Origin of the sequence: Streptomyces sp. NPDC052299 (genome assembly GCF_040679335.1) — a bacterium.
Taxonomy (GTDB): Bacteria; Actinomycetota; Actinomycetes; order Streptomycetales; family Streptomycetaceae; genus Streptomyces.
Window position 1 is genome coordinate 154,204 of record NZ_JBFAUP010000015.1, and the last position, 23,173, is coordinate 177,376.

Below are 23,173 nucleotides of genomic sequence, written 5' to 3' on the forward strand. Positions count from 1 at the left end.
CCGTCGGCGGAGTCCCCCGGGCGATCATCGTCGCCCGCGAGACCATACGGTGATCGGCCCGCGACTTGCAACAGGCTGCGGCTCGACGCTCGGGGCGAGATGTGCGCGAGCCTCTGTCGGCCAGCTCCTTGTGCAGGCGCAGTACCCAGTTGCGCGCCGCGGCTTGCGGGCGTCGAGGTTGCCGAGCATCGGAGTGGGGTCGGCCGAACCGGCGCCGTTGGTGTAGAGAAGGGTGGTGGCATCGCCCTCGCGCATTGCGGGCAGCACGGCCCGTGTGGCGGGCAATGGCCTCGTAGAGCAGGATGTCCTTCGCCAACTGCACCTGGGTACCGCTGATGGGCAGTCAAGCGCCGCGTCTACCGCAACCAATGCCTCTGTGGCCTGCACGAGGCCGCCACAGACTGCAAGTCGCTGCCGTCGACACCCCGAACGGACCGACGACGATGCCCAGGACATCGTTTGCCCCCACAGACGAGGCCAGCACGTCCCGGCCCGCCGGCCGGAACGCCCCAGGCGCAGGCTGCGCCACACGGGCAAGGGCCGATGAGTTCGGGCGGCGATGGGAGTCTGATTCAGGACACCTGATCTCTGGAGGCTGCGCCATGGCTGAACCACACGTTTTGGAGACTCGGAAAGCTCTGGAACGGGCGATCCGCGTCGAGCGGCTGGCGCTCGCTCAAGACCTCGCTGAGCTCAGTGAGGCCCAGTGGGCGAAAGCATCGCTGTGTGAACGCTGGTCTGTGGAGCAGGTCGTAGCCCACCTGACCGCGGGTGCCAGCACCACGATGTGGCGCTGGCTGCTGAGCATGCTGGCCGCACGGTTCAACCCCGATCTGCACAACGACCGACGGCTCGCAGAGCACCGTGGTACTACACCGGAAGGTACCTTCCGGAAATTTCGTGCGGTTGTCGACGGGCCCGCCGGACCGACAGGACACACTGCGGCGTGGCTGGGCGAAATCGTCGTCCACGGCGAGGACATCCGTCGTCCGCTGGGTCTGTCGCGGACACCTCCGGTGGCCACCACGACTGCCGTGGCCCGATTCTTCGCCGGCCGCGATTTCACCGTGGCGAGCAAGACTGCAACCGCGGGCTTGCGGTTGGAGGCCACCGACGGACCGTTCACCACCGGCTCGGGGGATCTGCTCCGAGGGCCGACCCTCTCGCTGGTAATGGGGATGGCGGGCCGCATAGCAGCCTGCGAGGACCTGGAAGGCGACGGGGCGGCAGTCCTGCGGGCCCGGCTGCGCTCAGGCTGATGGTCAAGCTCAGGAAGCGTCGCGGTATCCAGTTACCGAGAACGACGGCCGTGCACGCGCGGAGGAGGAAGGACGGCCGTCTCCGTCCGGGGATGACGGGCGGCCCTCCTTCCTCACCGAGGAGGCCTGGCTCTACTGCTGGTAGTGGCCCGGTCGCGGGGCATCATGGCGGTACGTGCCGGACTGCTGGTATGGATCCGCGTGGCCGCCTTGGTGGTACGGCTGCTGGTCATGCTGCTGCTGTGTCGGCTGCCCGTACTGCTGCTCGGCAGCGAACCCGACGTACTGGGGCTGCCCATCGGTGAGGCGGCTGCTCGGGTCCGCCTGGTCCGGGACGGCGGTCGGTTCGCCGCGGCCGCCGGAGAGCTTGCCGGGCCACCAGTTCCACTTGCCCAGCGCCGTCATCAGGGCCGGCAGCACGTAGATTCGGATGATCACGGCGTCCAGCAGGATGGCAGCCGCGAGGCCGACGCCCAACTGTTTGAACTCGACCATGCTCAGGGTGCCGAAGATCGCGAAGACTCCGACCATGACGATCGCGGCGCTGGTGACCACGCCCGCGGAGCGGGTGATGCCCTCACGGACGGCGGTCCTGGTCGTGGCGCCGTCGAGGGCGGCCTCGCGGATCCGGCTGACCACGAAGACGTGGTAGTCCATCGACAGCCCGAACAGGACCACGAACAAGAACAGCGGCAGCCAGGAGACGACCGCGCCCGAGCTGTGGAAGTCGAGGAAGCCCTCGGCCCAGGTGTGCTGGAAGACAACGACCAGCGCACCGAAGGCGGCCGCGGCGGAGAGCAGGTTCAGCAGAATCGCGGAGAGCGCCACGGCGATCGACCGGAAGATCATCACCATGGTGACGAAGGTCAGCAGGAGGACGAAGCCCACTACCCAGGGCATGCGCTCCTTGAGGTGCCCCGTGAAGTCGACGCCCTGCGCCACCTTGCCGCCGACCGCGCTCTCGGCGCCGGGCACGTCCGCCATCGCCTGCGGCACCCACTCGCGCAGCAGGTCCAGGGACTCGCGGGCCCCGTCGCTCTTCGGCTGGTAGGGGGTGCCGACATCGACCGTGTGGACCCTGCGGTCCTCGGACACCTTGATGGTGGGGGTGGAGTCGTGGGCGAAGAGTCGGTCCTTCGCGGTGCGCTCCAGGAGGTCCGTCAGTGCGGTCTTCACGTCGTCGGCCCGGTCAGCGGGCGCCCGGACGGCGACCTGGTGCACGGTGCCCTTGCTGGGAAAGTGTTCGGTGAGCCGGTCCATCGCCTGCACCACGGCGATGTCCCGGGACAGGTCGTCGGAGCCCGGCTGTTTGAGTTTCATGTCGAGGGCCGGCACGGCCAGCAGCAACAGCGCGCCCACGGACACGATCAGTGTGGTCAACGGCTTGGACAGCGCCGGGCGCAACAACGCGGGCCACACCCGCGACTCCCCGGAGCGCATGGTGAGCCGCCACAGAAGCGGCACCTTGGGCTTGTCGACCCAGCGACCCAGCTTGGCGAAAAGGGCCGGCAGCACGGTCAGCGAGGCCAGTACGGCCACCGCCACCACAATGATCGAGCCGGTGGCCAGGGAGGCGAAGGTCGCCTCATTCGCCAGGTAGAGGCCGGCCATGGCCACGATGACCGTGGTTCCGGACACCACGACGGTGTGCCCGGAGGTCTCCGCCGCGACCTCGATGGCGGCGACGTGGGACTTACCCGCGCGGCGTTCCTCGCGCTCCCGCTTCAGGTAGAAGAGCGAGTAGTCCACGCCCACGGCCATGCCCATGAGCAGGATGACGTTACTGACCGCGCTGGTCTCGGGCAGTGCATGGGAAGCCAGTGTGGACAGTCCGATGGCGGCGCCCACGCACGACAGGGCCAGGACCACCGGCACACCCGCCGCGATGATCGCTCCGAAGACCACGAGCAGGATCAGCAGGGTCAGCGGCAGGCTGATCAACTCAGCCTTCTCGAAGTCCTTGCCGAGCGTCTCCCCCAGGCCCTTGGCGGTCGAACCGGTGCCCACTTCGTCGACCCGCAGGCCCTCATGGGCCTCCTCCACCGACGCGCCGACGTCAAGCAACGGCTGCACACGCCGGTCGGCGTTCTCCGTGTCGCCCTTCATGGTCACGGGGACCAGCAGGGCTTTACCGTCGGGCGCCGGGACGGGATCGCCGACGCCTGCCACCTCGTCGAGTGCCTTCATCCGCTCGACAACGTCCGCTGCGGCCTCCCGACCGGCCGCCGGATCCAGCTTCCCGCCGTCCTCGGCGGTGATCAGCACGTTCTCCTCGGGCTTCTCGGGGAAGTCACCGGAGTGAACGATCTTGCCGGCCTTGCCCGACTCGCGGACCCCCGACTCCTCGTCGCTGATCGAGTTCGTACCTGCCGCTCCACCCAGAACGAGGCACACGGCGACGAACACGACCCACAAGCCGATGGCGGACCACGGGTGCGTGGCGCTCCATCGCGCAATCCGTACCGTTGCCGGCTTCTCTCGCACCTTGCATCCTCCCGTTGCTGCCGGTCCGGCTGTAGAAGCCGGTCGGATCCCGACGAGAAGAACGCTAGGTCCACCTCAAGTCGAGGAATACGAGGTAAACCGTCGTGCGGACCGTTGCTTTCCGCAGGTTCACCGTACGGAAATATGCAGGTGCCGCCCTGTGGGAAACCGCAGGAAGAAACCTGCGGAGAACCGTAAGGCCGCCTGGAAGGCTTGACCGGATACGGACGGTGATCGGCCGCCCCGACCGGCACCGTGACGGTGGTTTCGCCCGACAGCGGGTCGTCGTTCCACGGATCCGGTGATCCCGTCGCCCTCGCGGAAGGCCCCGAAGTCGGCGTTGACGTAAGGCCGGAACACCGAGGTGTTCACGGTCTTGGTGTGCGTCTTGGGCCGGAAGTGGCGTGCTCCTGGGCTGGCTTGTCGCCCGCAAGGTACCGGCCGGCCGGCTCAAGTACGTCCTCGCCGCCACGCTTCTCGCCCTCGCCCCCTACCTCGCGCTCCACTCCTGACCGAACCGCCTCGCGGCTTCCGCGCCTGACGTGCCGTCATGTCCGGTCCGGGCAGAGCGGCCTACCGATGACGTCCCACCGGCATCCGTCAGCATGCCCTCGGGTCCGGCAGGAACGGATCCGCGCCCTCGATCGCACCACCGGCCCCGGGAACCCCGTCCGTCGCAGGGGCGTTGACAGGGGTTGCGGGGAGGTCGAGGGGAGTTGGGCTGTGGCGCAGAGACACTCACGGGGTCCTTGGCGGCTGCTGCTGGTCGAGGACGACCGGGAGCTGGTCGGCATGCTCTCCGCCATCCTGCGGGACGAGGGGTACGCGGTCGACGTCGCCACCGACGGCCAGCGGGGTCTGCACCTCGGGCTCTCCCGCCAGTACGACGTGCTCGTGCTCGACCGGCGGCTGCCCGCGCTCGACGGCCTGGACCTCATGAGCCGATTACGGTCCCGCGCCGTCCGTACGCCGGTGCTGATGCTGACCGCGATGGGGACCGTGCACGACCGGGTCGACGGACTCGACTCCGGGGCCGACGACTACCTCGTCAAACCCTTCGACCTGGACGAACTGAGTGCGCGCCTGCGGGCCCTGTGCCGACGCGCGCTGGAGGCCACGGATGTCCTCAGCATCGGCTCCGCCCGGCTCTACGTCGGCCGACGGGAGGTCGAGCTCGCGAACGGTGAGCGGATCCCCCTCGCCGCGCGCGAGTTCGCGCTGCTCTGGGCGCTGGCCTCGCGACCGGACGCCGTGCACTCGCGTGCGGAGCTGCGCAGGCTGGTGTTCCAGGAGGCGCCCGCGTCGTCCATCGTCGACACGTACGTCTACTACCTGCGCCGCAAGCTGGGCCGGCAGGTCGTGCGCACGGTCCGCGGTCTCGGCTACCGCCTGGGGGTGCTGTGAGCCGTTCGGTTCCGGCCGAGTGGGCGGCGGTGCGGCGGGCGCGCCTGCGGATCGCCGTGATCACCGGAGCGATCATCACCCTGTTGATCACGGCGGTCGGTGGTGTCGCGCACGTGGTGATGGTGGACGCGCAGAACGAACAGGTGTGGCGTGAGCTGCGCTACGGCGCGAGTTCCGGGGACCTGACCCGGCCTCCGGTGTGCACCTGGCTGTACGTCCCCGGCGTCGCCCCGCTGCCCAACGCCCCGCGCGGATTTCCGCTGCGCGCCGACGTGGCACGGGTGCGCAGGACCCACAAGGCCGTGGAGCGCACCGTGGAGCGTGATCACACGGTCTACCTGGTACGAACCCAGGTCAGGGCGGGCGGGGACGTGGTGCAGGCGGTGTTCGACATGCGCTTCCAGTTGGCCGACCGCAGTCATCTGTGGTTCGCGCTCGGGGTGGCCGAGGTGGTGGGGCTGCTCGCCGCCGCCGTCACCGGGGCTCTTCTCGGGCACAGGGCCGTGGCTCCCCTGGCCGAAGCCCTCACCCGCCAGCACCGGTTCGTCACGGACGCCAGTCACGAGCTGCGCACGCCGATCACGCAGGTGCACACGCGGGCGCAGGTGCTGGCCCGTCAGGCGGCCGTTCAGGACTTGCCGGACCCGCACCGCGACGGTCTGGCCCGGCTCGTCTCCTCGACCGGCCGGCTCGGCGAGGTCCTCGACGACCTGCTCCTGTCGGCGAGCATCACGGCCGGTCCGACCCTGCCGTCGGAACGGCTGCCGGTCGACCTGGTCGAGCTGGCCCGGTCGGTGGTGGCCGAGGAGGCGGAGCGGGTGCGGGCGCGTCGCCTCACGGTCGTCGTGGACGGCCCGTCGCACCCCCTCCTCGTAGGCGGCATCCGGTCCGCGCTGCGGCGCGCCGTGGGTGAGCTGCTGTCCAACGCGATCCGTCACACCCCGGCCGGGGGGCGGATCGACATGACCCTCTCGCGCACGGGCGGACTGGTCGTGCTGGCCGTCGCCGACACCGGGCCGGGGTTCGACCCGGCGGCGGTGGAGCAGCTGTTCCAGAGGTTCCACCGCGGAAGCGGCGACGGCGGGCGGTACGGGCTGGGACTCGCCCTGCTGCGGGAGGTCGTCACGCGCCACGGGGGCACGGTCCTCGCCGCCGGCAGTCCGGGGCGCGGCGCACGGTTCACGATCCGGTTGCCGGAGTACGTTCCCCTGCCCCACGCCCGGGGCCGGGCCCGCCCCGTCACGGCAGCTCGTACGCGGCGACCAGGCGTGCTGCGGCGCGAACGTCCGCGTCCAGTGAGCGGTCGGGCTCGACCGGGGGGATCGCCTCGGTGAGGGCGTCGAGGAGGTCCGCGCACCGGGGCGCGGTGGGGCGGCGTCCGCCGACGTGGACCGCCTGGCGCAGCCCGACCGCGAGCGAACCGGTCAGCAGGCCGAGCAGTTCCGCCATGTCGTAGGAGCGCAGGGCGGCCTGGGTGCCGAACGGTACGACGTCCTGGTTGTGCAGGTTCGTCGGCAGGCTCTGCATGCCCGCCGGTGTCGCGTTGCGCCGGATTTCGGCGACGAAGGCGGTGGCGGCCAGTTGCACGCCCTGGAGTCCGTGCTGCTGCCCCGGGGCGGTGGCGAGCATCGGGGGCAGTCCGCCGTTGCGTGCCGGGTCCGTCAGCAGGTCGAGCTGGCGTTCGGCGAGGTTGCCGAGCTGGGCGATGACGGACGCGAGCAGGTCGGCGGCGAACGCGGCGGGCTGTCCGAAGAAGTTCCCGCCGTGCACCACTCTTCCCTTCTCCTCGTCGTCCGGGAAGAACAGCGGGTTGTCGCTGACACCACCGAGGTCGGCGGCGACCACCGCGTCGACGTAGCGCAGCGCGTCCTCGGCGGCCCCGAGGAGCTGCGGGCTGCACCGGATGCTGTACGGCTCCTGGAGCGGGCGGGTTCCTGACGGAACGGTGCCGGTGAGGGTCCGCCTCATGCGCGCGCCGGTGTCGGCCGCCCCGGGATGACCGTAGGCACGCAGCAGGTCGTGGTCCAGGAAGCCGGGGTCGCAGCCCAGGATGTCGGTGAGGAGGCAGGTGAGGGCCCTGATCGAGCGGTGGGCGTCGCGGACGCCGTCGCGGGCGAGCGCCAGGGCTGCGGTGGTGACCGAGGTTCCGTTGACGAGGGCGAGTGCGTCGCGGCCGTCCAGGGCCAGCGGGCGCAGCCCGGCCCCGGCCAGGGCCTTGTCGGCGGCCATGCGCCGGCCGTCCAGATAGGCGTGCCCCCGGCCGCGCAGCGCCTGTGTCGCGTAGGCCAGCGGGATGAGGTCGCCGCTCGCGCCGACGGAGCCGTAGCGGGGCACGGCGGGCGTGAACGTCGTGGCGAACATCGCGGCGAGCCGGTCGACCACCTCGGCGGACACGCCGGAGTACCCCTGGGCTAGGGACCAGGTCCGCAGCAGGAGGGAGGCGCGGCAGATGTCGTGCGGCAGGTCCGGCCCCTGGCCGGCGCCGAGGTGGGCCAGGGTGTTGTCGCACTGGTCCGCCTCGTCGGTCCGTCCGGCGTATCCGACGAGTGCGCCGAATCCGGTGGTGGCTCCGTAGATCGGGCGGGCCGTGCCGCCGTCGTGCCGAAGACCGTCGAAGAGCCGGCGGCCTCGGTCCAGGCGGGCGCGGGCCGCTTCGTCGACGGTGACGGTGAGCGGCGTCGCCGCGCGGCGCAGGGCGGCGGAGTCCGGTGGGCCGCTGAGGAGGAGGGGGTCCGTGGTGGTGGGCACGTACGGAAACGTAGGCGGTGAATCTCAGAGCGCTCTGAAATCCGGTGGCTAGCTTCCGGGGCATGACCCATGACTACCTGATCATCGGTGCGGGCCCGGCCGGACTGCAGCTCGCCGCCCTGCTGGAGCGGGACGGCGCGGATTACGTGGTTCTGGAGCGCGGCAGTGGTCCGGGCACGTTCTTCACCCGGTTCCCGAGGCACCGCTACCTGATCTCGAACAACAAGGTGCACACGGGGTACGACGATCCGGAGCTGCGGCTGCGCATGGACTGGAACTCGCTGCTGAGCGACGATCCGGAGCTGTTGTTCACCCGGTACAGCCCGCGGTACTTCCCGCCGGCCGACGACCTGGTGCGCTATCTGTCGGACTTCGCCGCCCGGACGGGGGTGCGCGTGCGGTACGACACCCACGTCGAGAAGGTCTCCCGTGACGCGGAGGGCTTCGCCGTCACCGATCGCACCGGCAGGACGTGGCGTTCGCGGCGCCTGGTGGTCGCCACCGGCATGCCCGTGCCGAACCTGCCGTCGGTCCCGGGCATCGAACTGGCCGAACGCTACGACACGATCGACACGGACCCGGGGGCGTACACGGATCAGCGCGTGCTCATCATCGGGCGCGGGAATTCCGCATTCGAGACGGCCGAGAACCTGATGGAGACCGCGGCGGTCATCCACGTCGTCGGTTCGGGGTCGCTGAAGATGGCCTGGCGGACGCACTACGTGGGACATCTGCGCGCGGTCTACAACAATTTCCTGGACAGCTACCAGCTGAAGTCGCAGAACGCGCTCCTGGACGGCCGGGTCCTCTCGATCAGGCGGGAGGCGGACGGTTTTCACGTTCCGGTCGCCTTCGAGCGGGTCAACGAGGCGGTCAAGGAGATCCGTTACGACCGGGTGATCGTCGCGACCGGATTCCGGTTCGACGCATCGATCTTCGACGACACCTGCACGCCCGAGCGGATCGTCCACGACCGGTTCCCGGCACTGACGCCGCTCGGTGAGTCGGTGAACGTGCCCGGTCTGTACTTCGCGGGGACGCTGATGCAGGGCCGCGACTTCGGGAGGGCCACGACCGGCTTCATCCACGGCTTCCGATACGCGGTGCGCGCGCTGCACCGGGGGCTGCGGCAGCGCCACGACGGCGTGCCCTGGCCGACGACGGAGCTCGGTGACTCCACGGCACGGGCCGTGGACGCGGTGATCAGCCGCGTCAACCGGTCCTCCGCTCTGTGGCAGCAGTTCGCCGTCCTCGGGGACGTGCTGCTCCTCGCCCCGGACGGCACGCTGCGCTACGCCGAGGAGGTACCGGTCGCCCATGTGCCGGGTGCCGTGCGCGCGGGCGACTTCGGGGAGGTGGCCGCGTACGCGGTGATCACCCTGGAGTACGGGGAGGACCACGACCGGGTGGACCCCTTCGACGTGTCCGCGGGCCGGAAGTCGCAGCAGGACGTGTCGGGGCTGGACGGCCGGTATCTGCATCCCGTCGTCCGCTGGTACCGGGCGGGCGAGTTCGTGGCCGACCACCACCTCACCGAGAACCTGGAGAACGAGTGGGACAGCGAGGAGATCCACCGCGCTCCGCTGGCCGCCTTCCTCGACGCGCAGCGCAGCACGGCCGCCCCGGTGGCGCCGTGACGCTGCGCGCCTTCCACGACTCCGCCCGGAACATCCTCGATCCGGTGGTCTACGACTATGTGGCGGGAGGCGCGGACGAGGAACGCGTGCTCAGCGACAACGAGCAGGCGTTCGACCGGTACGCGCTGCTGCCGAGGGTGCTGAGCGGCGACGGGGCACGGGACACCGCCGTCGATCTGCCGGGCGCCCGGCGCGCCGCTCCGGTGATCGTCGCGCCGACCGCCTTCCACCGGCTGGTGCACCGGGAGGGCGAGCGGGCCACGGCCCGTGCCGCCGCGGCCGAGGGTGCCGTCCTGGTGACGGGGGTGGCCGCGACGACCCCGGTCCACGAGGTCGTCGCCGCGGCGCGCGAGGCGGACCCGGAGGCCGCCGTGTGGTTCCAGTTGTATCCGCACCCCCGCCGGGAGGTCACCGACGCGCTCGTGCGCCGCGCCGAGGAGGCGGGCTGTGCCGCGTTGGTGGTCACCGTCGACTCGCCGGTGTTCGGCCGCCGCACCAGGGATCTGCGCAACGGGTTCTCCGATCTGCCGGCCGGGTACGCCGCGGAGAACATGCGCGGCCTGCCCGGTTCCGGGCCGGGTGCGCTCACCGACATTCCCATGTCGGCGTCGGTGCGCTGGCCCGACTTCGCCGCGATCGTGCGCGGTACTCCGCTTCCCGTACTGATCAAGGGAGTTCTGCATCCGGACGACGCGCTCCTGGCCGTGGAGCACGGTGCGGCGGGGGTGTTCGTGTCCAATCACGGGGGCCGGCAGTGCGACGTCGTCCCGGCGGCCGTGGATTGCCTTCCCGCGGTCTGCGGGGCCGTCGCGGGCCGGGTGCCGGTCCTGCTCGACGGCGGGGTCCGCCGGGGCGCCGATGTCGCGGTGGCACTCGCGCTGGGCGCGAGCGCCGTCGGCGTCGGGCGCCCCGTGGTGTGGGGCCTGGCCGCCGACGGGGAAGCGGGGGTGCGGCGCGTCCTCGGCGCCTTGCGCGACGAGTACGACCACACCCTCGCCCTGTGCGGTGGTCGCCGGAACTCCGATCTGACCGCCGGCATGGTCGTACGCAGGGGTGGGACGTGGTGAGCGCGCGGGCGCGGACGGACGCGTGGTGGTTGCCCCGTGCCGTGGTGGCGCTGCGCGTGCGCATCTTCGAGAAGGTCAACGGCGACCGGGCGCTGACCCTGCCCAACGCCACGTACGGACCGGAGGTGTTCGAACGGGTCTACGCCCACCCGGCCGCGAACGGGCGGAGCGAGGGTGCCGGTCTCTCCGACCTGTTCTGGTACTGGCTGGCACCGGGCCCCGAAGTGCATCAGGAACACCTGGAGGCCGGCGAGCGGTACCAGGAGGTCGCCGCGACGACGCGGCGCATCGTCGCCGGGACCTCGGCCGATCTCACGGCGGCGGCCTCCCGTGCCGTGGCCGCCGCGCTGTGCGCGCTGCCGGACAACCGGATCAGCCTCGTCCGGCTGCGGGACCTCGTGATGCCCGCGTGGGCGGCGTTCTGTTACGAGCTGGTCTTCCAGGAGCCCTGTCCGCCGAGGGCCGGGAAGCTGATCACCGCTCACGCCGATGACGTGATCACCGCGCTGAAGTGCACCGGTCTGCGCCATCCGCGCCGCCGGGCCCGGCTGACCGCCTACCTCGCGGACCGGGTCGCGTCCGGCGACGTGCCGCACCCGCTGCCGGCCTCCCTGTCGGCGCGGGAGCGGGTGCACTACCTCCAGGGGACGTTCTTCAACACCGCGGTCGTGCAGCTCTCCGAGGCGACCGCGCACGTCCTCCTGGCCCTCGCCCGCCACCCGGACGTGCAGCAGCGGGTCGCCGAGGCCCCGGAGGACGACCGGTACCTGACGCAGGTGCTCGACGAGACGATGCGGCTGCATCCGCTGTTCGGCATCGCCCATCGCATCACCACGGACGCGATCCCGCTGGACGAGGCGACGGTGCTGCCGCCCGGCTCCGTGGTGTGCTTCAGCTATCCGGACTACCACGCCACCGGGTACGAACGGCCCGACGTGTTCGATCCGGACCGGTGGGCGGGTGTGGCCGCCAAGGACGTCCACCACATCCCCTACGGTGTGGCGGCGAACCGGCCCTGTCCCGCGTGGCGGCTTTCGCCGATCGTGCTGCGCGCCGCGGTCCGCGAGGTGGTGACCCGGTTCCGGCTGGACTCGACGGCCTCGCACACCCGCTCGCTGCCGCACCGGGCGCCCTGCCTGCTGATTCCGCGCGGGCTGACCCCCGGCCCCCGGCGTCTCGGCGCGCTGCGGAGCTTCGTCCGGCTGCGGGACGGGGTGGAGGACGTCACGCGGGGCGTGCGGCAGCTGGTCCTCGGTACGGCGATGGTCCTGCACGCCCGGGTGCGACGTCCGGCGACCAGGTACTTCGATGAGCAACGGGCCGGACGCTGTCCGGTCCTCGGCACGGAGCGGGGAGACGGATGACGCCCGGAAAGCCGGCGTCGCTGATCGCGCGTCCCCTGATGTTCTGGACCGGCGTCGGGCTCACGTGTGCGGGCGTCGGCCAGCACGTGTGGATGTTCGTCGATTCCGCGTCCATGGAGTTCCACATGGCGATGATGGGCATGTCCGGGGTGATGTGGGCCGCCATGGCCGCCATCGTCCTGGGCGTGCTGATCTCCGGTCGGGCGGTCGTACAGCCGTCGGGGGCGGGTGGCGCGCCGGACCCGGCACCGGACTCGTCGTCGCGGGCGGGCCGGCGCCGTCTCATCGGCGTGCTGAGCTTCGCGCTGCTGGTGGACCAGATGAAGCCCGCGACGCTGGCGTTCATCCAGCCCGGCATGCGGGCCGAGTTCCACCTCGGCGCGGAGGAGATCGCCTGGCTGCCGACGGTGGCGCTGACCGGCACGGTGGTGGGGTCCCTCGTCGGGGGCCGGGCCGCGGACCGCATCGGGCGCAGGGCCACCATCCTCATCGCCTCCCTGCTCTTCCTCGGGACGACGGTGTGCGGTGCCATGCCTACCTTCGGCGGCATCCTCGTGATGTGCGCGCTGATGGGGATGGCGGCCGGGGGCATGCTGCCCGTGGTCTACGCCCTGATGACCGAGAGCCTGCCCCCCGGCCGGCGCGCGGCCATCATGGTGTTGCAGGCCGGGCTCACCACCACGGGCGGCTACATGGCCGCCGCGGGGCTGGCCGCGGTGCTCATCCCGATGACCGGGTGGCGCGTCCTGTGGTTCGCCCAGCTCCCGCTCGTCCTGATCCTCATCGCGCTGAACCGGTGGATTCCGGAATCGGCCGCGTTCACCGCCCAGCGTTCCCGGCGGGTGCGTGTCCCGGCTTCCACGCTCTTCAGTCGTGCGCACCGGACCAGCACTCTGGTCGTCAGCGGATACGCGCTCTCCTGGGGGCTCGTCTACTGGGGTTTCATCACCTTCCTGCCCAGCCAGCTGGCCGCGGCGAGTGGTGGCGGCATGTCCGCCGCCACGCTGCTGTTCCTCTCGTCGCTGCTGTCCATCCCGACCTGCGTCGTGGCGGCCTGGCTCTACATGCGCTGGTCGGCGCGTGGCACGATGGTCGTCTACGCGGCTCTCACCGTGGCGGCGCTGCTGCTCCTGGCCGCCGTCGGCATGGACGGCAGCCGGCCGGTCCTGCTCGCCGCCGTGATCCTGCTGTTCGCCGGAACCGCCGGGGTCATCGCGCTCATCGGCCCCTACACCGCCGAGGTCTATCCCCTGGCGATCCGGGGCACGGCCGGCGGCTGGGCCGCGGCGGTCGGCAAGTCCGGCGGGGCCTTCGGGCCCCCGCTCATCGCGCTGGTCCTCTCGGCACCGGGAAGCACGCGTACGGCCGCCCTGCTGGTCGCGCTGCCCATGGCCGTGGCGGGAGGGGCCATCGCCCTCCGGGGCAGCACCCCGTCGGCAGGCGGACCGTCCGACGCGGCCACCGTACGGCTGAGCGCCGAACTCGACGACCTGGTGCGTGGCGAATCCGTACGCGCCGCGGAGGAGGACGGCACGGCGGCACCGTGAGCGGCGCCACCGTGCCGGACTAACTCCCTTGTACCAGTCGCTGTTTGTCGGGTTTCCCGGCGGCGGTGAGTGGCACCTCGCCGATCAGGGTGAGCCGGGTGGGGGCGCATGCCCCGCCCAGTTCCTCCCGCACCAGCGCGCGCAGTGCGCCGAGTTCCGGGGTGTGGCCGTCCGCGGGTACGACAAAGGCGTGGACGGCCTCGCCCGTGCTCTCGTCGGGGACCGCGACGACGTATGCCTCGGCCACCGAAGGATGGCCTGCGAGCAGCCGCTCGACGGGCCCGGCGTAGTACACATCGGCGTTGACGATGATCACGTCGCGGGTGCGTCCCGTGAGCCACAGCCGCCCCGACGCGTCGAACCGGCCGAGATCGCGGGTGCGTACCCACCCGTCGTTGAACACCTCGGCCGTGAGGGCGGGTTCCTGCCAGTAGCCGGAGCTCTGGGAGGGAGTACGGACGAAGAGCTCACCGTCGGTGCCCTGCCGGACCGGACGGCCCGAGGTGTCGCGGATCTCCACGTCCACGGGCGGCACACCGAGTGAGCCCGGGGGCTCCGCCGGGGTGGCCATGGAGATCATGCCGGTCTCCGTCTGTCCGTAGCCGTGGAAGACGATCGGCCCGAGGACGTCGGTCGCCTCGCGCAGCCGTCCCGGTTCCAGCGGCGACCCCGACACCATCAGCGCACGCAGACGGGTGAGGTCCGCGGGCGCGGTGCGCTGGGCGGCCACGAGTTTGGTGAGCCGGGCGACCGTGATGACGCTCGCGGTCGCCCGGTGCCGGACCAGGGCTTCGGGGAACTCCGGTGGGTCGGCGGTGACGAGGGTGCCTCCGGAGGCCAGGGCCAGCATCCCGTACTCCATCATCACCTGGCTGGCGAGGGTGCCGAAGACGAGGAACCGGTCGAGCCTTCCGGCGAGTTCGCGGACGGCGGGCGGCCAGGCGGCCGGGCGGTGCGCCCAGCCCGCGGTCATGGCCGCGTAGGTCTGGGCACACGCCTTGGGGACGCCCGTGCTGCCGCTGGTGTGCAGCAGGCGGGCGGTGTCCTCCGGGCGGGCCAGGACCTTCGGCCGGGTGCCGTCGTCCGCCGCCGCCAGCAGTTCGTCGAGCGTGACGACGAGCCCGGCCGGGGTGTCGGGGCCGTCCTTGCGCTCGGTGACCGACAGGGCGACGCTCCGCAGCACGTGTTCCCGCTGGTGTGCGGTCAGGCCGGGGCGTACGCCGACGACGCGTGCCCCGACGACGTGGGCCGCGATGATCGCGGCGAACGTCCCGGGGCCGACGCCCGTCAGAACGGCGACGCCGACGCCGGGCCCGGCGCCGTACTGCCGCAGGCCGTTCGCCGCCCGCCGCACCATGGCGAGGAGTCCGGCCCCCGACACCTCCCGGCCGGCGTGCTCGAACACGGGCCGGTCGCCTGCCGCGTCGAGGATGTCCAGCACGGCGCCGGGGAACTGCTCAGTCAAGGCACTCCTTCACGAAGGCGGTGAGCGGCTGCCGGTGGATCGCCGGCAGGTTCCACTCGTTCTCCAGGTTCTCCGCCAGGTGGTGGGTCCCGGCGAGCGCACCGTCCCGGTAGTGGCGGACCACGGGGTGCAGGTAGGTGCCGTCCATGGCGTGTTCGACGTCGTTCTCCACGACGCGTGGCACGTCCACGTCGAAGGGGTCGGTACGGTCGTGCTCGGCCCCGTACTCCAGGTCGACGACGAACCGGTGCGGTGCCGGTCCGAGTCCGCCGTCAGTGACGTAGTCCAGCGGGACCTCCTCCTGGTACACGGCCCGCTCGCCGTCCGCGCCGACCACGTCGCCGAGGAACCCGAACTGCTGCCACAGGGCCGACGAGCGGTTGACGCGGGCGATGACGGCGTCCGCTATCGCCTCCGGTGTCGCGGGGAGCTCCCGGGCCGGCCACGGAATGTCGAGGTGGCGGGCGTCCAGGATGCGGTGCAGGGCTCGCACGGCGTAGCGGAATCCGTGGATGAAGCCGTTGGTGGACTTCTTGAAGTCCCGTTGCTGCATCAGCGTGCCCGCGAAGTAGAGGTCCGGCACGTTCACCGACTCGAATGACGAGGTCTGTTCGGGAAACCGGTCGTTGATGGCGAGCGCGGGGCGGCAGGACACGTCGAAGGGTGATGCGTCGAAGCGGAAGCCGGTGCAGACGATGACCCGGTCGTAGTGCAGTTCGCGCAGCGGTTCCGTGGTCCGGGCGTAGCGGAGCAGCACGCGGAAGCCGCCGTTCTCCGACTTCTCGATGCTCTCCACGGTGCCGTCGAGCACCGCGTTCTGCGACTTGAGCTGGTAGGTGTCGAGGAAGTTGTTGTTCACCGCGCGCAGATGACCGAGGTAGTGGGTCTTCCAGGCGAGCTTGACCGAGTGCGGGCCGACGACGTGGATCACGGCGGCCTTCTCCATCAGGCCGTCGGCGGTTTCGAACGCGGAGTTCCCCTTGCCGATCACCAGCACTCGCTGGTTGGTGAAGGACGCCGGTGCGGTGTCGAAGGTGTCGTACCGTTCGGCGAGTTCGATGCCCGGCACGGGTGGCACGTACAGCCGGGAGATTCCCGTCGCCATGACGAGGCGCCGGGCCTGCCAGGACCGGCCGTCGCCGCCGGTGACGGTGAAGACACCGTCCTCACGGGACACCCGGACGACTTCCGCGCCGTACTCGACGCGCACACCGGTACGGGTCGCGAAGTCCGCCAGGTAGCGCACCAGGTCGTCCGCCGGTGGGAAGTAGCGTTCGCTGTAGCGGGTGAAGAGCAGTTCCGGGTCATCGCTGAGCAGCGAGTTCCAGTCCATGCGCAGATCGAGTTCCGGGTCCGTGAAACCCGTGTTCACCTTGTTGATCGATATCAGCTGCCGATGGCGGGGGTAGCGGGTGAAGGACGTCCCCGGTCCTGTCCCCCGCTCCAGGACGGCGTAGTCACGCCCGTCCCGTTCCAGCAGAGCGGCTAGTTGGAGTCCGGCCGGTCCGGCCCCGATGATGAGATAGTCGCGCACCATGGACGGGACGGTAGTGGTGCCACATCAGAGGGCTCTGAGATTCGGAGTCCGCCGCAAGAGCCGTGCGGGCGCGGGGCTCGCGAACCGCCCTTCGGGTTATCCTCCGCGCATGCGTGAACAGTTCACCGGCTGGCCGGAGCAGGCCATGGACGTGCTGTGGCAACTCCAGGGTGAACCGACGAAGGAGACCAGGGAGCGCTGCCGGACCGATCGTGAGCTGCTGGTCCGGCAGCCGATGATCGCGCTGCTCAACGAGGTCGCGGACGCCGATTCCCGGTACGAGGACTTCTCCGTCTGGCACTACCGCACCGGGTCCTGGTGGTGGCAGAACCAGAGTGCGGTGATCCGGCTCGCCCGCAAGGTCGAGATCAATCTCCGGTTCTCCCTGGACGGGCTGTGGGTCCAGGGTGCCTGGTGGTATCCCGACCCCGGTCAGGTGGAAGCGTTCCGTGCGGCAGTGATGTCCGAGGGCAGCGGCGGCGAGCTGCCGGCCATCGTCGAGGGCCTGCGGCACAAGGGCTTTGACGTTTCCGGGGACATGATGAAACGGGTTCCGCGTGGCTGTCCGGCGGACCATCCCCGGGCGGAACTGCTGCGCCACCGTTCGCTGATCGCCGCCCGTTCTCTCGGCTGCGAGGAGTGGGTCCACACTCCCGAAGCGGTCGAGCGGGTGCTCTCGGCCGCCGCCGACCTGGACGCCCTGCTGATGTGGCTGGCACGCCACGTCACCCGCACGGCCCGACGTCCCTGACGGAGGGGACGTCGAAGCGACGGGCGCCCAGGCCGGCGCAGCGGGGCCCCTGGCTACGCGGCCGGGGCGAGTTCGGCGCGCCCGAACAGCAGGGCGTGTCCGGTGGGAAGCTGACGGAGGATACGGGTGATCAGTTCGGGCCCCGCGTAGGCGGCGACGGCCGCGAAGACGGACCCGGTGTCCCAGCGGGTGGGGGCCAGGGCCGCCCCGGACCGGGTCGCCAGGTCCTTGACGAACGCCCAGCCGGTCAGCGGCTGGGGGCTGGGGATCTGCGCGGTGAGGACCCGTGCGGCCTCCGTCGGGAGGCAGGCGGCGAGGTCGACGCGCTCGTCGCCGGTGAGCTGCCGCCCCAGCCCTCCGAGGACCAGGCGGACGGCTTCCTCGGCGCGCTCGCGGGTGGGGTAGGCGCCTTCGTAGCGGACTTTCTCCAGCATCTGTTCGTACGCCGTCCCGTGCCGCTGGTCTCCGAGCGGTGCGCGTACGTCGATGGTCACTGCGGTCGTTCCCTTTCTCGAAGCGGGTTGAGGAGGGTCAGGGCGAACTCCTGCGGGAAGGCATGCGGCGAGCCGGGGGCGGAAACGCTTCACGTCGCCAGGTCGTCCCGGGGCGCCCGTTCCTTCGGACGCCCCCGGGAGGCGGAGGGCGGTGGGGCCCGTCCGGGCAGCCGCCCTCCGCTGCGGGGCCGGTCTCAGCCGGAGATCTCCTGGCGTCCGGAGCCGGACCCGACTGCGATCTTGCGCGGCTTGGCGCGCTCCGCGATCGGGATGCGCAGGGTGAGAACGCCCGCGTCGTAGTGGGCCTGGATGTGCTCGGTGTCGAGGGTGTCGGCGAGCACGATCTGGCGGGAGAAGACGCCGAGCGGCCGTTCCGACAGCTCGACCTGCACGTCGTCGGACTTGGCCACCGGCCGGCGTTCGGCCTTGACGGTGAGCATGTTCCGTTCGACATCGATGTCGATGGCGTCCGAGGTGACGCCGGGCAGATCGAAGGCCACCACGTACTCGTCGCCCTCGCGATAGGCGTCCATCGGCATCGCCGAGGGCCTCGACCAGGTGCCCGGGCTCATCATCTGCTGTGCCAGCCGGTCCAGCTCACGGAAGGGGTCAGTGCGCATCAACATGGGGTAACACCTCCAGCGGGTTCAGGCAGTTGCTGCCAATGCGCCTCACTGAGACCGTTGTAACATGTCATCCAATGGATGACAAACGAGATGTCATCAAGACGATGACACATGAAGGAGGGTCCATGGCCGCGGCCGATCAGCCGTCCTCGCCCAGCACCGGCGCGAACAGTCCGGTGTCGTTCCTCGCCGCCGCCGCGGCCCTGAGGGCCATCGACGACGCCCTGCGGGCAGCACGGCACGGGACTGCCGACGCTCCGGCTCCCGCCCCGGAACAGGCGCTGGCCTCGTTGTCGCTGCTGCGCCAGGTGCGCGAGCAGCTCGCCGGCTGGGAGACCGGCCTGATCGAGACGGCCCGTGACGCCGGAGCGAGCTGGGCGGACCTCGCCCCTCCGCTGGGAGTCGCCAGTCGGCAGGCCGCCGAGCGCCGCTATCTGCGGGGACGCCCCGGCCCCGCGGGCACGACCGGTGAGCAGCGTGTCCAAGCCACCCGCCAGGCCCGGGCGGCCGACCGCGACACCGCTGCCTGGGCCCGTCGCAACGCGGCCGACCTGCGCCGTCTCGCCGGGCAGATCATCGCGCTCACCGACCTCCCCCCGGCCGCCCGTCGGCCCGTCGGCGAGCTCCGTGCCGCCCTGGCCCACGACGACCCCGCGGACCTGATCGCCCCGCTGGCCGCCACTCGGCTCCACCTGACCGGTGCGCACCGCGATCTCGCTGCCCAGACCGATGACCTCACGCCCCCCTGACCGACGACTTCCGCGCCCGCCGGGGCGCGGCGCGGCTACTCCTCGGGCTCCCGGGCGATCAGTGCCTCCGGCTCGTCCGGGACCACTGCGGTGTCCTTGACGGGCGCTGCCTCGGCGGGGCCCGCGGCCACGATGGCGGCCCGTCGGCGCCGGCCCGTACCCAGGTGCGGAACCAGATCGAACAGCGTCCAATGGGCAAGACTCTCTGTCACCTCGCTTGCCCTGTCACTCCGCAGCGCGCCAGAACGCGCAGTCGTGCGCGTCGTACGCGTCGGTGGGGCGTGTCGCCCCCGGACCGGGGGTCAGCGACAGTACCGGGCCCGTGGTGTGCAGGACCGGCCAGTGGGGAGCTCCGGCGGCGTTCGGGTTTCCCGTGTGGGCGAAGGAGGCCCAGTAGTCGATCATGCGGTCGGACAAGGTGCGCTGGGCCTCGGTCAGGGGCCGTTCGGTGGGCACGGAGGAGAAGAGGTAGGGCAGCTCGAAGCCGTGCGCTGCCCCGTAGGGGAGGTCGGGGTGTGCGGGGAGGCCGGTCGGGACGGGGGCGTCCGGATCGTTGAACTCGTAACCGTAAAGTGGCATCCGAGGTGCCTGCGTGGTGATCTCGCGGGCCGCCCGGAGCGTGGTGCATACGAGGGAGCGGTCGGTCAGCGCGGCGGACCAGGCCAGTGCCGGGGTCGGGTAGCGCGCCGCCGGGTAGCGCGAGGCCACGGCGGCGGCGCCCGGGCCGAAGGTGTCGTCGAGGCGGGCGAGGTAGTCCTCCTCGGTGCGGATGGGGTACGCGGCGAGCGACTGGCCGACGAACATCCGCATCTCGTCGTGGTTGGTGCCCAGGAGCAACGGCATGCGGTGGAAGCGGCCGGCGGCAAGGGCCTGGTCCGGTGCGGCGGGCAGCAGCGGGTTGCCGAAGGCGGGCCGGTTGAAGGACGCCATCAGTTGCGCGGTGGCGAGGCGTTCCGTGCTCTGTTCGCGCAGGCAGGCCAGGACCCGGGCATCGTCGCCCGCCTCGCAGCCGAGTTGCCGCGCGGCCAGGGCGCCGTTGTCCTGGACGTCGCGTTCGGTGGCGAAGGGCTCGTACGCCGGCGTTCCGGGGCCGAGGGCACCCGGCGGGAACGACATGTGACAGGAACCGCTCTGCAGCACCGCCCGCTGGAAGAGCCCGGCCGCGCCCGGGGAGGTGAGGTGCGCGCAGACGCTGAGGGCGCCCGCGGACTCGCCGAACAGGGTGACGGCACCGGGGTCGCCGCCGAACCGGGCGGCGTTCGCCCGTACCCACCGCAACGCGGCCTGCTGGTCGGCGAGGCCGAACGGCGGAGCGGACCCCAGGGCGGGATGGCCGAAGTAACCGAACACGCCGAGGCGGTAGTTGACCGTGACGACGACGGTGTCCCCGCGCACGGCCAGCCGCTCGGCAACGTAGTCGCCACCGGACCCGCCGAGGAACGCACCACCGTGCAACCACACCAGTACCGGGCGCCGTTCACCGGCGGGCGGAGGCGTCGACGGCATGGTGACGTTGAGGTAGAGGCAGTCCTCGGAGCCGCTCACCCCGTCCGTGCCGGGCATCGGCATCTGCACGCAGCGCGGGGCGGGGGCCGTCGCGTCCCGTACCCCCTGCCAGGCCGGTGCCGGAGCGGGCTCCCGCCAGCGCAGCCGGCCGGTGGGTGGCGCGGCGTAAGGGATGCCGTCGAAGGTGACGTACGCATCGTGGGCGACGCCCCGGACCAGGCCGTGGTCGGTCCGTACGACGGTTTGGGCGGGAGCCCCGTCGGCACGCGGCGGTTCGGCGGCTGCGGTCGTGACGGACCCGGCCGTCACGACGAGCAGGACGGTCACGCGCAGCAGGCGCAGGCTGTGCGCGCGCAGGCCGATTCGCTTGCGTGGGCGTGGTGGTGGGATCGAGGACATGCGTGCTCCCTTGTCTCGACGGTCCGGTCTCCATGGACCGGAGGCGGCCGGTGCTCAGTACGCTAGAAGCTCCCGCGCGCTGGAGGTTCAAGGGTCTGTGACGCACCGCACATGGAGCATCGGTGAGCTCGCCGCCGCGACGGGCCTCTCGGTGAAGACCCTGCGCTACTACTCGGACAGCGGCCTGCTGCCGGTCGCGGAGCGCAGCGGCGGGGGCCACCGGCGCTACGGGCCGGAGGCGTGGGAGCGAATCGGGCTGATCAGGCGCTTGCGGGCACTGGACACCCCGATCGCGGCCATCACCCGGGTCGCGCGCGGGGAGCAGGCCCTCGGGGATCTCGTGGCGGCCGAACTCGCCGCCGTCCAGGAGCAGCTGACGCAGTTGCGGTGGCGGGAGGCGACACTCGGCGCCCTCGACGACTGCGCGGACGGCGAGCGGCTGCGACGCCTGGAGATCCTCGCCCGGGTGCAGCGGCTTCCGGAGGCGCGGCGGAGCCTCACCGACCACTGGTACCGGGAGTTGCCCGCCGAGATGCCGAAGCGGAGGCTCGACCTCATGATCGCCATGCTGTCGCCCGAGCCCTCGCACGACCCTTCCCCCGCTGCGGCGCTGGCGTACGCCGAAATTCACGTTCTGGTCTCCACGCCCGGCTTCACGCGCTGGACGGGGGATCACGCGGAGGAGATGCGGGACGCGCCCGCCTTCTACGGCGAGATCGACGAGGCGGCCGCTCTGACGGCCGCCTCGGTGAAGGAAGGTCTGCGGCCGGGACCCGGACCGGCGGTCGACGCCTTCGTGTCCGCTCACGCGCGGGCTCGGAGGGAGTCGGACACCCCGGCCTTCCGCCGCTTCCTGCACGCACTGGTCTCCAGGTCGTCGGGCTTCGACCCACGTCTGCGCCGCTACTGGGGCCTGCTGGACACCGTCACCGCGGGTCGCTCCCTGAACATGACCGCGGCCCACGCCTGGCTGACCAAGGGGCTCGGCCTCTCGATCACCGGGACCGTGCCGGGTGCCGAGGACTTCGGCCACGGACCGGCGCAGGGGACTCGGCCTGCCCACCAGGTCCACCCGGGACCAGCGGCGTAGACGGCCCGCCGTCGCTGCTCGTGCGCACCGGGGCACTTGCGGGCGCCGCCCGGGCCCGGTTGGCGCCCGCCGGGGGTCAGCCGACGCGCAGCGTCAGGGCCGCCGTGTGCAGCGTGCCGCCGGTCCGGAACTGCAGGAACAGCCGCCAGTTGCCCGCGGTCGGCAGCTCCGCGTGGAAGGACAGGTCCGGCCCGCCGTGGTCGCCGTTGACCTTCGTGGTGGGGTGCAGGTGGGCGAACGCGGCGTCGCCCTCATGGAAGGCGGTCAGGTGGGCGTAGGTGTCCAGGTAGGGCTGCAGACCGGTGACCGGCTTGCCGTCCTTGGCCACGGAGACGGTCAGCGGGTGCGCCATGCCGGACATCGCTTTGCCCTTGACGGTCACGGTGTATCCGTCGACCTGAGTGCTGTCGGCCGCTGCGGGCAGCGGTGTGTCGGTGCCCTCGCCCGGCACGGTGACGGTGCGGCTGAGCACGAAGTCCTCGCCCTCGCCGGGTCCGCCGTCGGGTGTGAAGGAGGCGTACATGCGCCACTTCCCCGAGGTCAGGGGGGCGAGGCCGGCGCTCCACGTTCCGTCGGCCGCCATGGTCGGGTGGATGTGCTGGAAGCCGGTCAGGTCCGAGCGGATGGCGTAGAAGTGCATCCGCTGGGTCTGGTCGACGGCGAAGCCGGTGACCGGCTTGCCGTCCGGGCCGGTCACCGTGAACCGGTAGTCGGCCCGCTTGCCCGCTACGAGTGACTGGTGGGTGGAGGTGAGGCGGTAACCGTCCTGGCCGGCGGACAGGCCCTTGCCGGTGGCCTCGTGTTCCATGCCGGGCATGTCGTCCATCGAGGCTGTCGCACTCGGCGACGACGCAGCGGAGGACTTGCTGCGGTGGCTCATGCCGGGCATGGATGAGGAGTCGTCGGAGGAACCGCAGGCGGTCACCGTCAGCGCGAGGGCGACAGCGGCTCCGGCCGCGGCCAGGGTACGACGCCGCATGGTGGAGTGGTCAGGGAAGAACATGGGATCTCGGTGTCTTTCAAGGCGGGCGCACCACACCGGTGGC

The 23,173-nt window shown here is 71.4% G+C and carries 18 protein-coding genes and 1 pseudogene; 10 read left to right on the top strand and 9 right to left on the bottom strand.

From position 1 onward, the window contains the following. Positions 1 to 602: 602 nt before the first annotated feature. Positions 603 to 1,259 carry a maleylpyruvate isomerase family mycothiol-dependent enzyme gene (locus AB0L33_RS24965; RefSeq protein ID WP_365684927.1) on the top strand — a complete coding sequence of 219 codons (657 nt, stop codon included), beginning with the start codon at positions 603 to 605 and terminating at the stop codon, positions 1,257 to 1,259. Positions 1,260 to 1,391: 132 nt separating this feature from the next. Here the strand turns inward: AB0L33_RS24965 and AB0L33_RS24970 are convergent, their stop codons facing one another. Continuing rightward, entirely contained in the window at positions 1,392 to 3,665 is a 2,274-nt protein-coding gene (locus AB0L33_RS24970; RefSeq protein ID WP_365684929.1) for an MMPL family transporter, read from the bottom strand. An 801-nt stretch (positions 3,666 to 4,466) separates the two neighbouring features. Here AB0L33_RS24970 and AB0L33_RS24975 point away from each other — a divergent pair. Further along, complete coding sequence (locus AB0L33_RS24975) at positions 4,467 to 5,147, top strand: response regulator transcription factor (RefSeq protein WP_365684931.1); 681 nt, start codon at positions 4,467 to 4,469, stop codon at positions 5,145 to 5,147. Beyond that, positions 5,144 to 6,481, top strand: coding sequence for a HAMP domain-containing sensor histidine kinase (locus AB0L33_RS24980; RefSeq protein WP_365684933.1), 1,338 nt, complete (start codon positions 5,144 to 5,146; stop codon positions 6,479 to 6,481). The genes AB0L33_RS24975 and AB0L33_RS24980 overlap by 4 nt, the downstream gene beginning before the upstream one ends. On the opposite strand, the gene AB0L33_RS24985 is transcribed toward AB0L33_RS24980, so the two are convergent. Continuing rightward, a complete protein-coding gene (locus AB0L33_RS24985; RefSeq protein ID WP_365684935.1) occupies positions 6,387 to 7,895 on the bottom strand; it encodes an aromatic amino acid ammonia-lyase in 1,509 nt (502 codons plus the stop codon). The two genes, AB0L33_RS24980 and AB0L33_RS24985, sit on opposite strands and share 95 nt — an antisense overlap. Before the next feature lie 62 nt (positions 7,896 to 7,957). Between AB0L33_RS24985 and AB0L33_RS24990 the strand changes: the two genes are divergently transcribed. From AB0L33_RS24990 to AB0L33_RS25005, 4 genes are read left to right on the top strand one after another with little or no spacing between them, the layout of a single operon-like run. Next, complete coding sequence (locus AB0L33_RS24990) at positions 7,958 to 9,532, top strand: NAD(P)-binding domain-containing protein (protein WP_365684937.1); 1,575 nt, start codon at positions 7,958 to 7,960, stop codon at positions 9,530 to 9,532. Further along, positions 9,529 to 10,599, top strand: a complete 1,071-nt coding sequence (locus AB0L33_RS24995; RefSeq protein WP_365684939.1) for an alpha-hydroxy acid oxidase — start codon at positions 9,529 to 9,531, stop codon at positions 10,597 to 10,599. The genes AB0L33_RS24990 and AB0L33_RS24995 overlap by 4 nt, the downstream gene beginning before the upstream one ends. Continuing rightward, on the top strand, positions 10,593 to 11,963 hold the full coding sequence (locus tag AB0L33_RS25000) for a cytochrome P450 (protein WP_365684941.1): 1,371 nt from the start codon (positions 10,593 to 10,595) through the stop codon (positions 11,961 to 11,963). The genes AB0L33_RS24995 and AB0L33_RS25000 overlap by 7 nt, the downstream gene beginning before the upstream one ends. Continuing rightward, positions 11,960 to 13,510, top strand: coding sequence for an MFS transporter (locus tag AB0L33_RS25005; protein WP_365684943.1), 1,551 nt, complete (start codon positions 11,960 to 11,962; stop codon positions 13,508 to 13,510). Before AB0L33_RS25000 ends, AB0L33_RS25005 begins: the two co-directional genes overlap by 4 nt. Before the next feature lie 19 nt (positions 13,511 to 13,529). On the opposite strand, the gene AB0L33_RS25010 is transcribed toward AB0L33_RS25005, so the two are convergent. Further along, on the bottom strand, positions 13,530 to 14,975 hold the full coding sequence (locus AB0L33_RS25010; RefSeq protein ID WP_365684944.1) for a fatty acid--CoA ligase family protein: 1,446 nt from the start codon (positions 14,973 to 14,975) through the stop codon (positions 13,530 to 13,532). Then, positions 14,968 to 16,512 carry an NAD(P)-binding domain-containing protein gene (locus AB0L33_RS25015; protein WP_365684946.1) on the bottom strand — a complete coding sequence of 515 codons (1,545 nt, stop codon included), beginning with the start codon at positions 16,510 to 16,512 and terminating at the stop codon, positions 14,968 to 14,970. The genes AB0L33_RS25010 and AB0L33_RS25015 overlap by 8 nt, the downstream gene beginning before the upstream one ends. Positions 16,513 to 16,621: 109 nt before the next feature. On the opposite strand from AB0L33_RS25015, the gene AB0L33_RS25020 reads away from it, so the two are divergent. Next, positions 16,622 to 17,263, top strand: a complete 642-nt coding sequence (locus AB0L33_RS25020; protein WP_365684948.1) for a DUF2461 family protein — start codon at positions 16,622 to 16,624, stop codon at positions 17,261 to 17,263. A 53-nt stretch (positions 17,264 to 17,316) separates the two neighbouring features. On the opposite strand, the gene AB0L33_RS25025 is transcribed toward AB0L33_RS25020, so the two are convergent. Both AB0L33_RS25025 and AB0L33_RS25030 read right to left on the bottom strand, forming a co-directional pair. Then, a complete protein-coding gene (locus AB0L33_RS25025) occupies positions 17,317 to 17,697 on the bottom strand; it encodes a DUF2267 domain-containing protein (RefSeq protein WP_365685032.1) in 381 nt (126 codons plus the stop codon). 254 nt (positions 17,698 to 17,951) lie between these two features. Then, positions 17,952 to 18,383 (bottom strand): Hsp20/alpha crystallin family protein, encoded by a 432-nt coding sequence (locus tag AB0L33_RS25030; RefSeq protein WP_365684949.1) that lies wholly within the window; start codon positions 18,381 to 18,383, stop codon positions 17,952 to 17,954. 125 nt (positions 18,384 to 18,508) lie between these two features. On the opposite strand from AB0L33_RS25030, the gene AB0L33_RS25035 reads away from it, so the two are divergent. Beyond that, complete coding sequence (locus tag AB0L33_RS25035) at positions 18,509 to 19,132, top strand: type III effector protein (protein WP_365684950.1); 624 nt, start codon at positions 18,509 to 18,511, stop codon at positions 19,130 to 19,132. A 53-nt stretch (positions 19,133 to 19,185) separates the two neighbouring features. Here AB0L33_RS25035 and AB0L33_RS25040 read toward each other — a convergent pair. Beyond that, a pseudogene (locus tag AB0L33_RS25040) lies at positions 19,186 to 19,368 on the bottom strand (maleylpyruvate isomerase N-terminal domain-containing protein); the annotation flags it as partial. Continuing rightward, positions 19,358 to 21,037: a carboxylesterase family protein gene (locus AB0L33_RS25045; protein ID WP_365684952.1), complete on the bottom strand. Its 1,680-nt coding sequence runs from the start codon at positions 21,035 to 21,037 to the stop codon at positions 19,358 to 19,360. The gene AB0L33_RS25045 and the pseudogene AB0L33_RS25040, both read right to left, overlap by 11 nt. 97 nt (positions 21,038 to 21,134) lie before the next feature. On the opposite strand from AB0L33_RS25045, the gene AB0L33_RS25050 reads away from it, so the two are divergent. After that, positions 21,135 to 22,127 carry a MerR family transcriptional regulator gene (locus AB0L33_RS25050; RefSeq protein ID WP_365684954.1) on the top strand — a complete coding sequence of 331 codons (993 nt, stop codon included), beginning with the start codon at positions 21,135 to 21,137 and terminating at the stop codon, positions 22,125 to 22,127. Positions 22,128 to 22,203: 76 nt separating this feature from the next. Here AB0L33_RS25050 and AB0L33_RS25055 read toward each other — a convergent pair whose 3' ends face one another. Then, complete coding sequence (locus AB0L33_RS25055; protein WP_365684956.1) at positions 22,204 to 23,106, bottom strand: hypothetical protein; 903 nt, start codon at positions 23,104 to 23,106, stop codon at positions 22,204 to 22,206. Positions 23,107 to 23,173 lie beyond the last annotated feature (67 nt).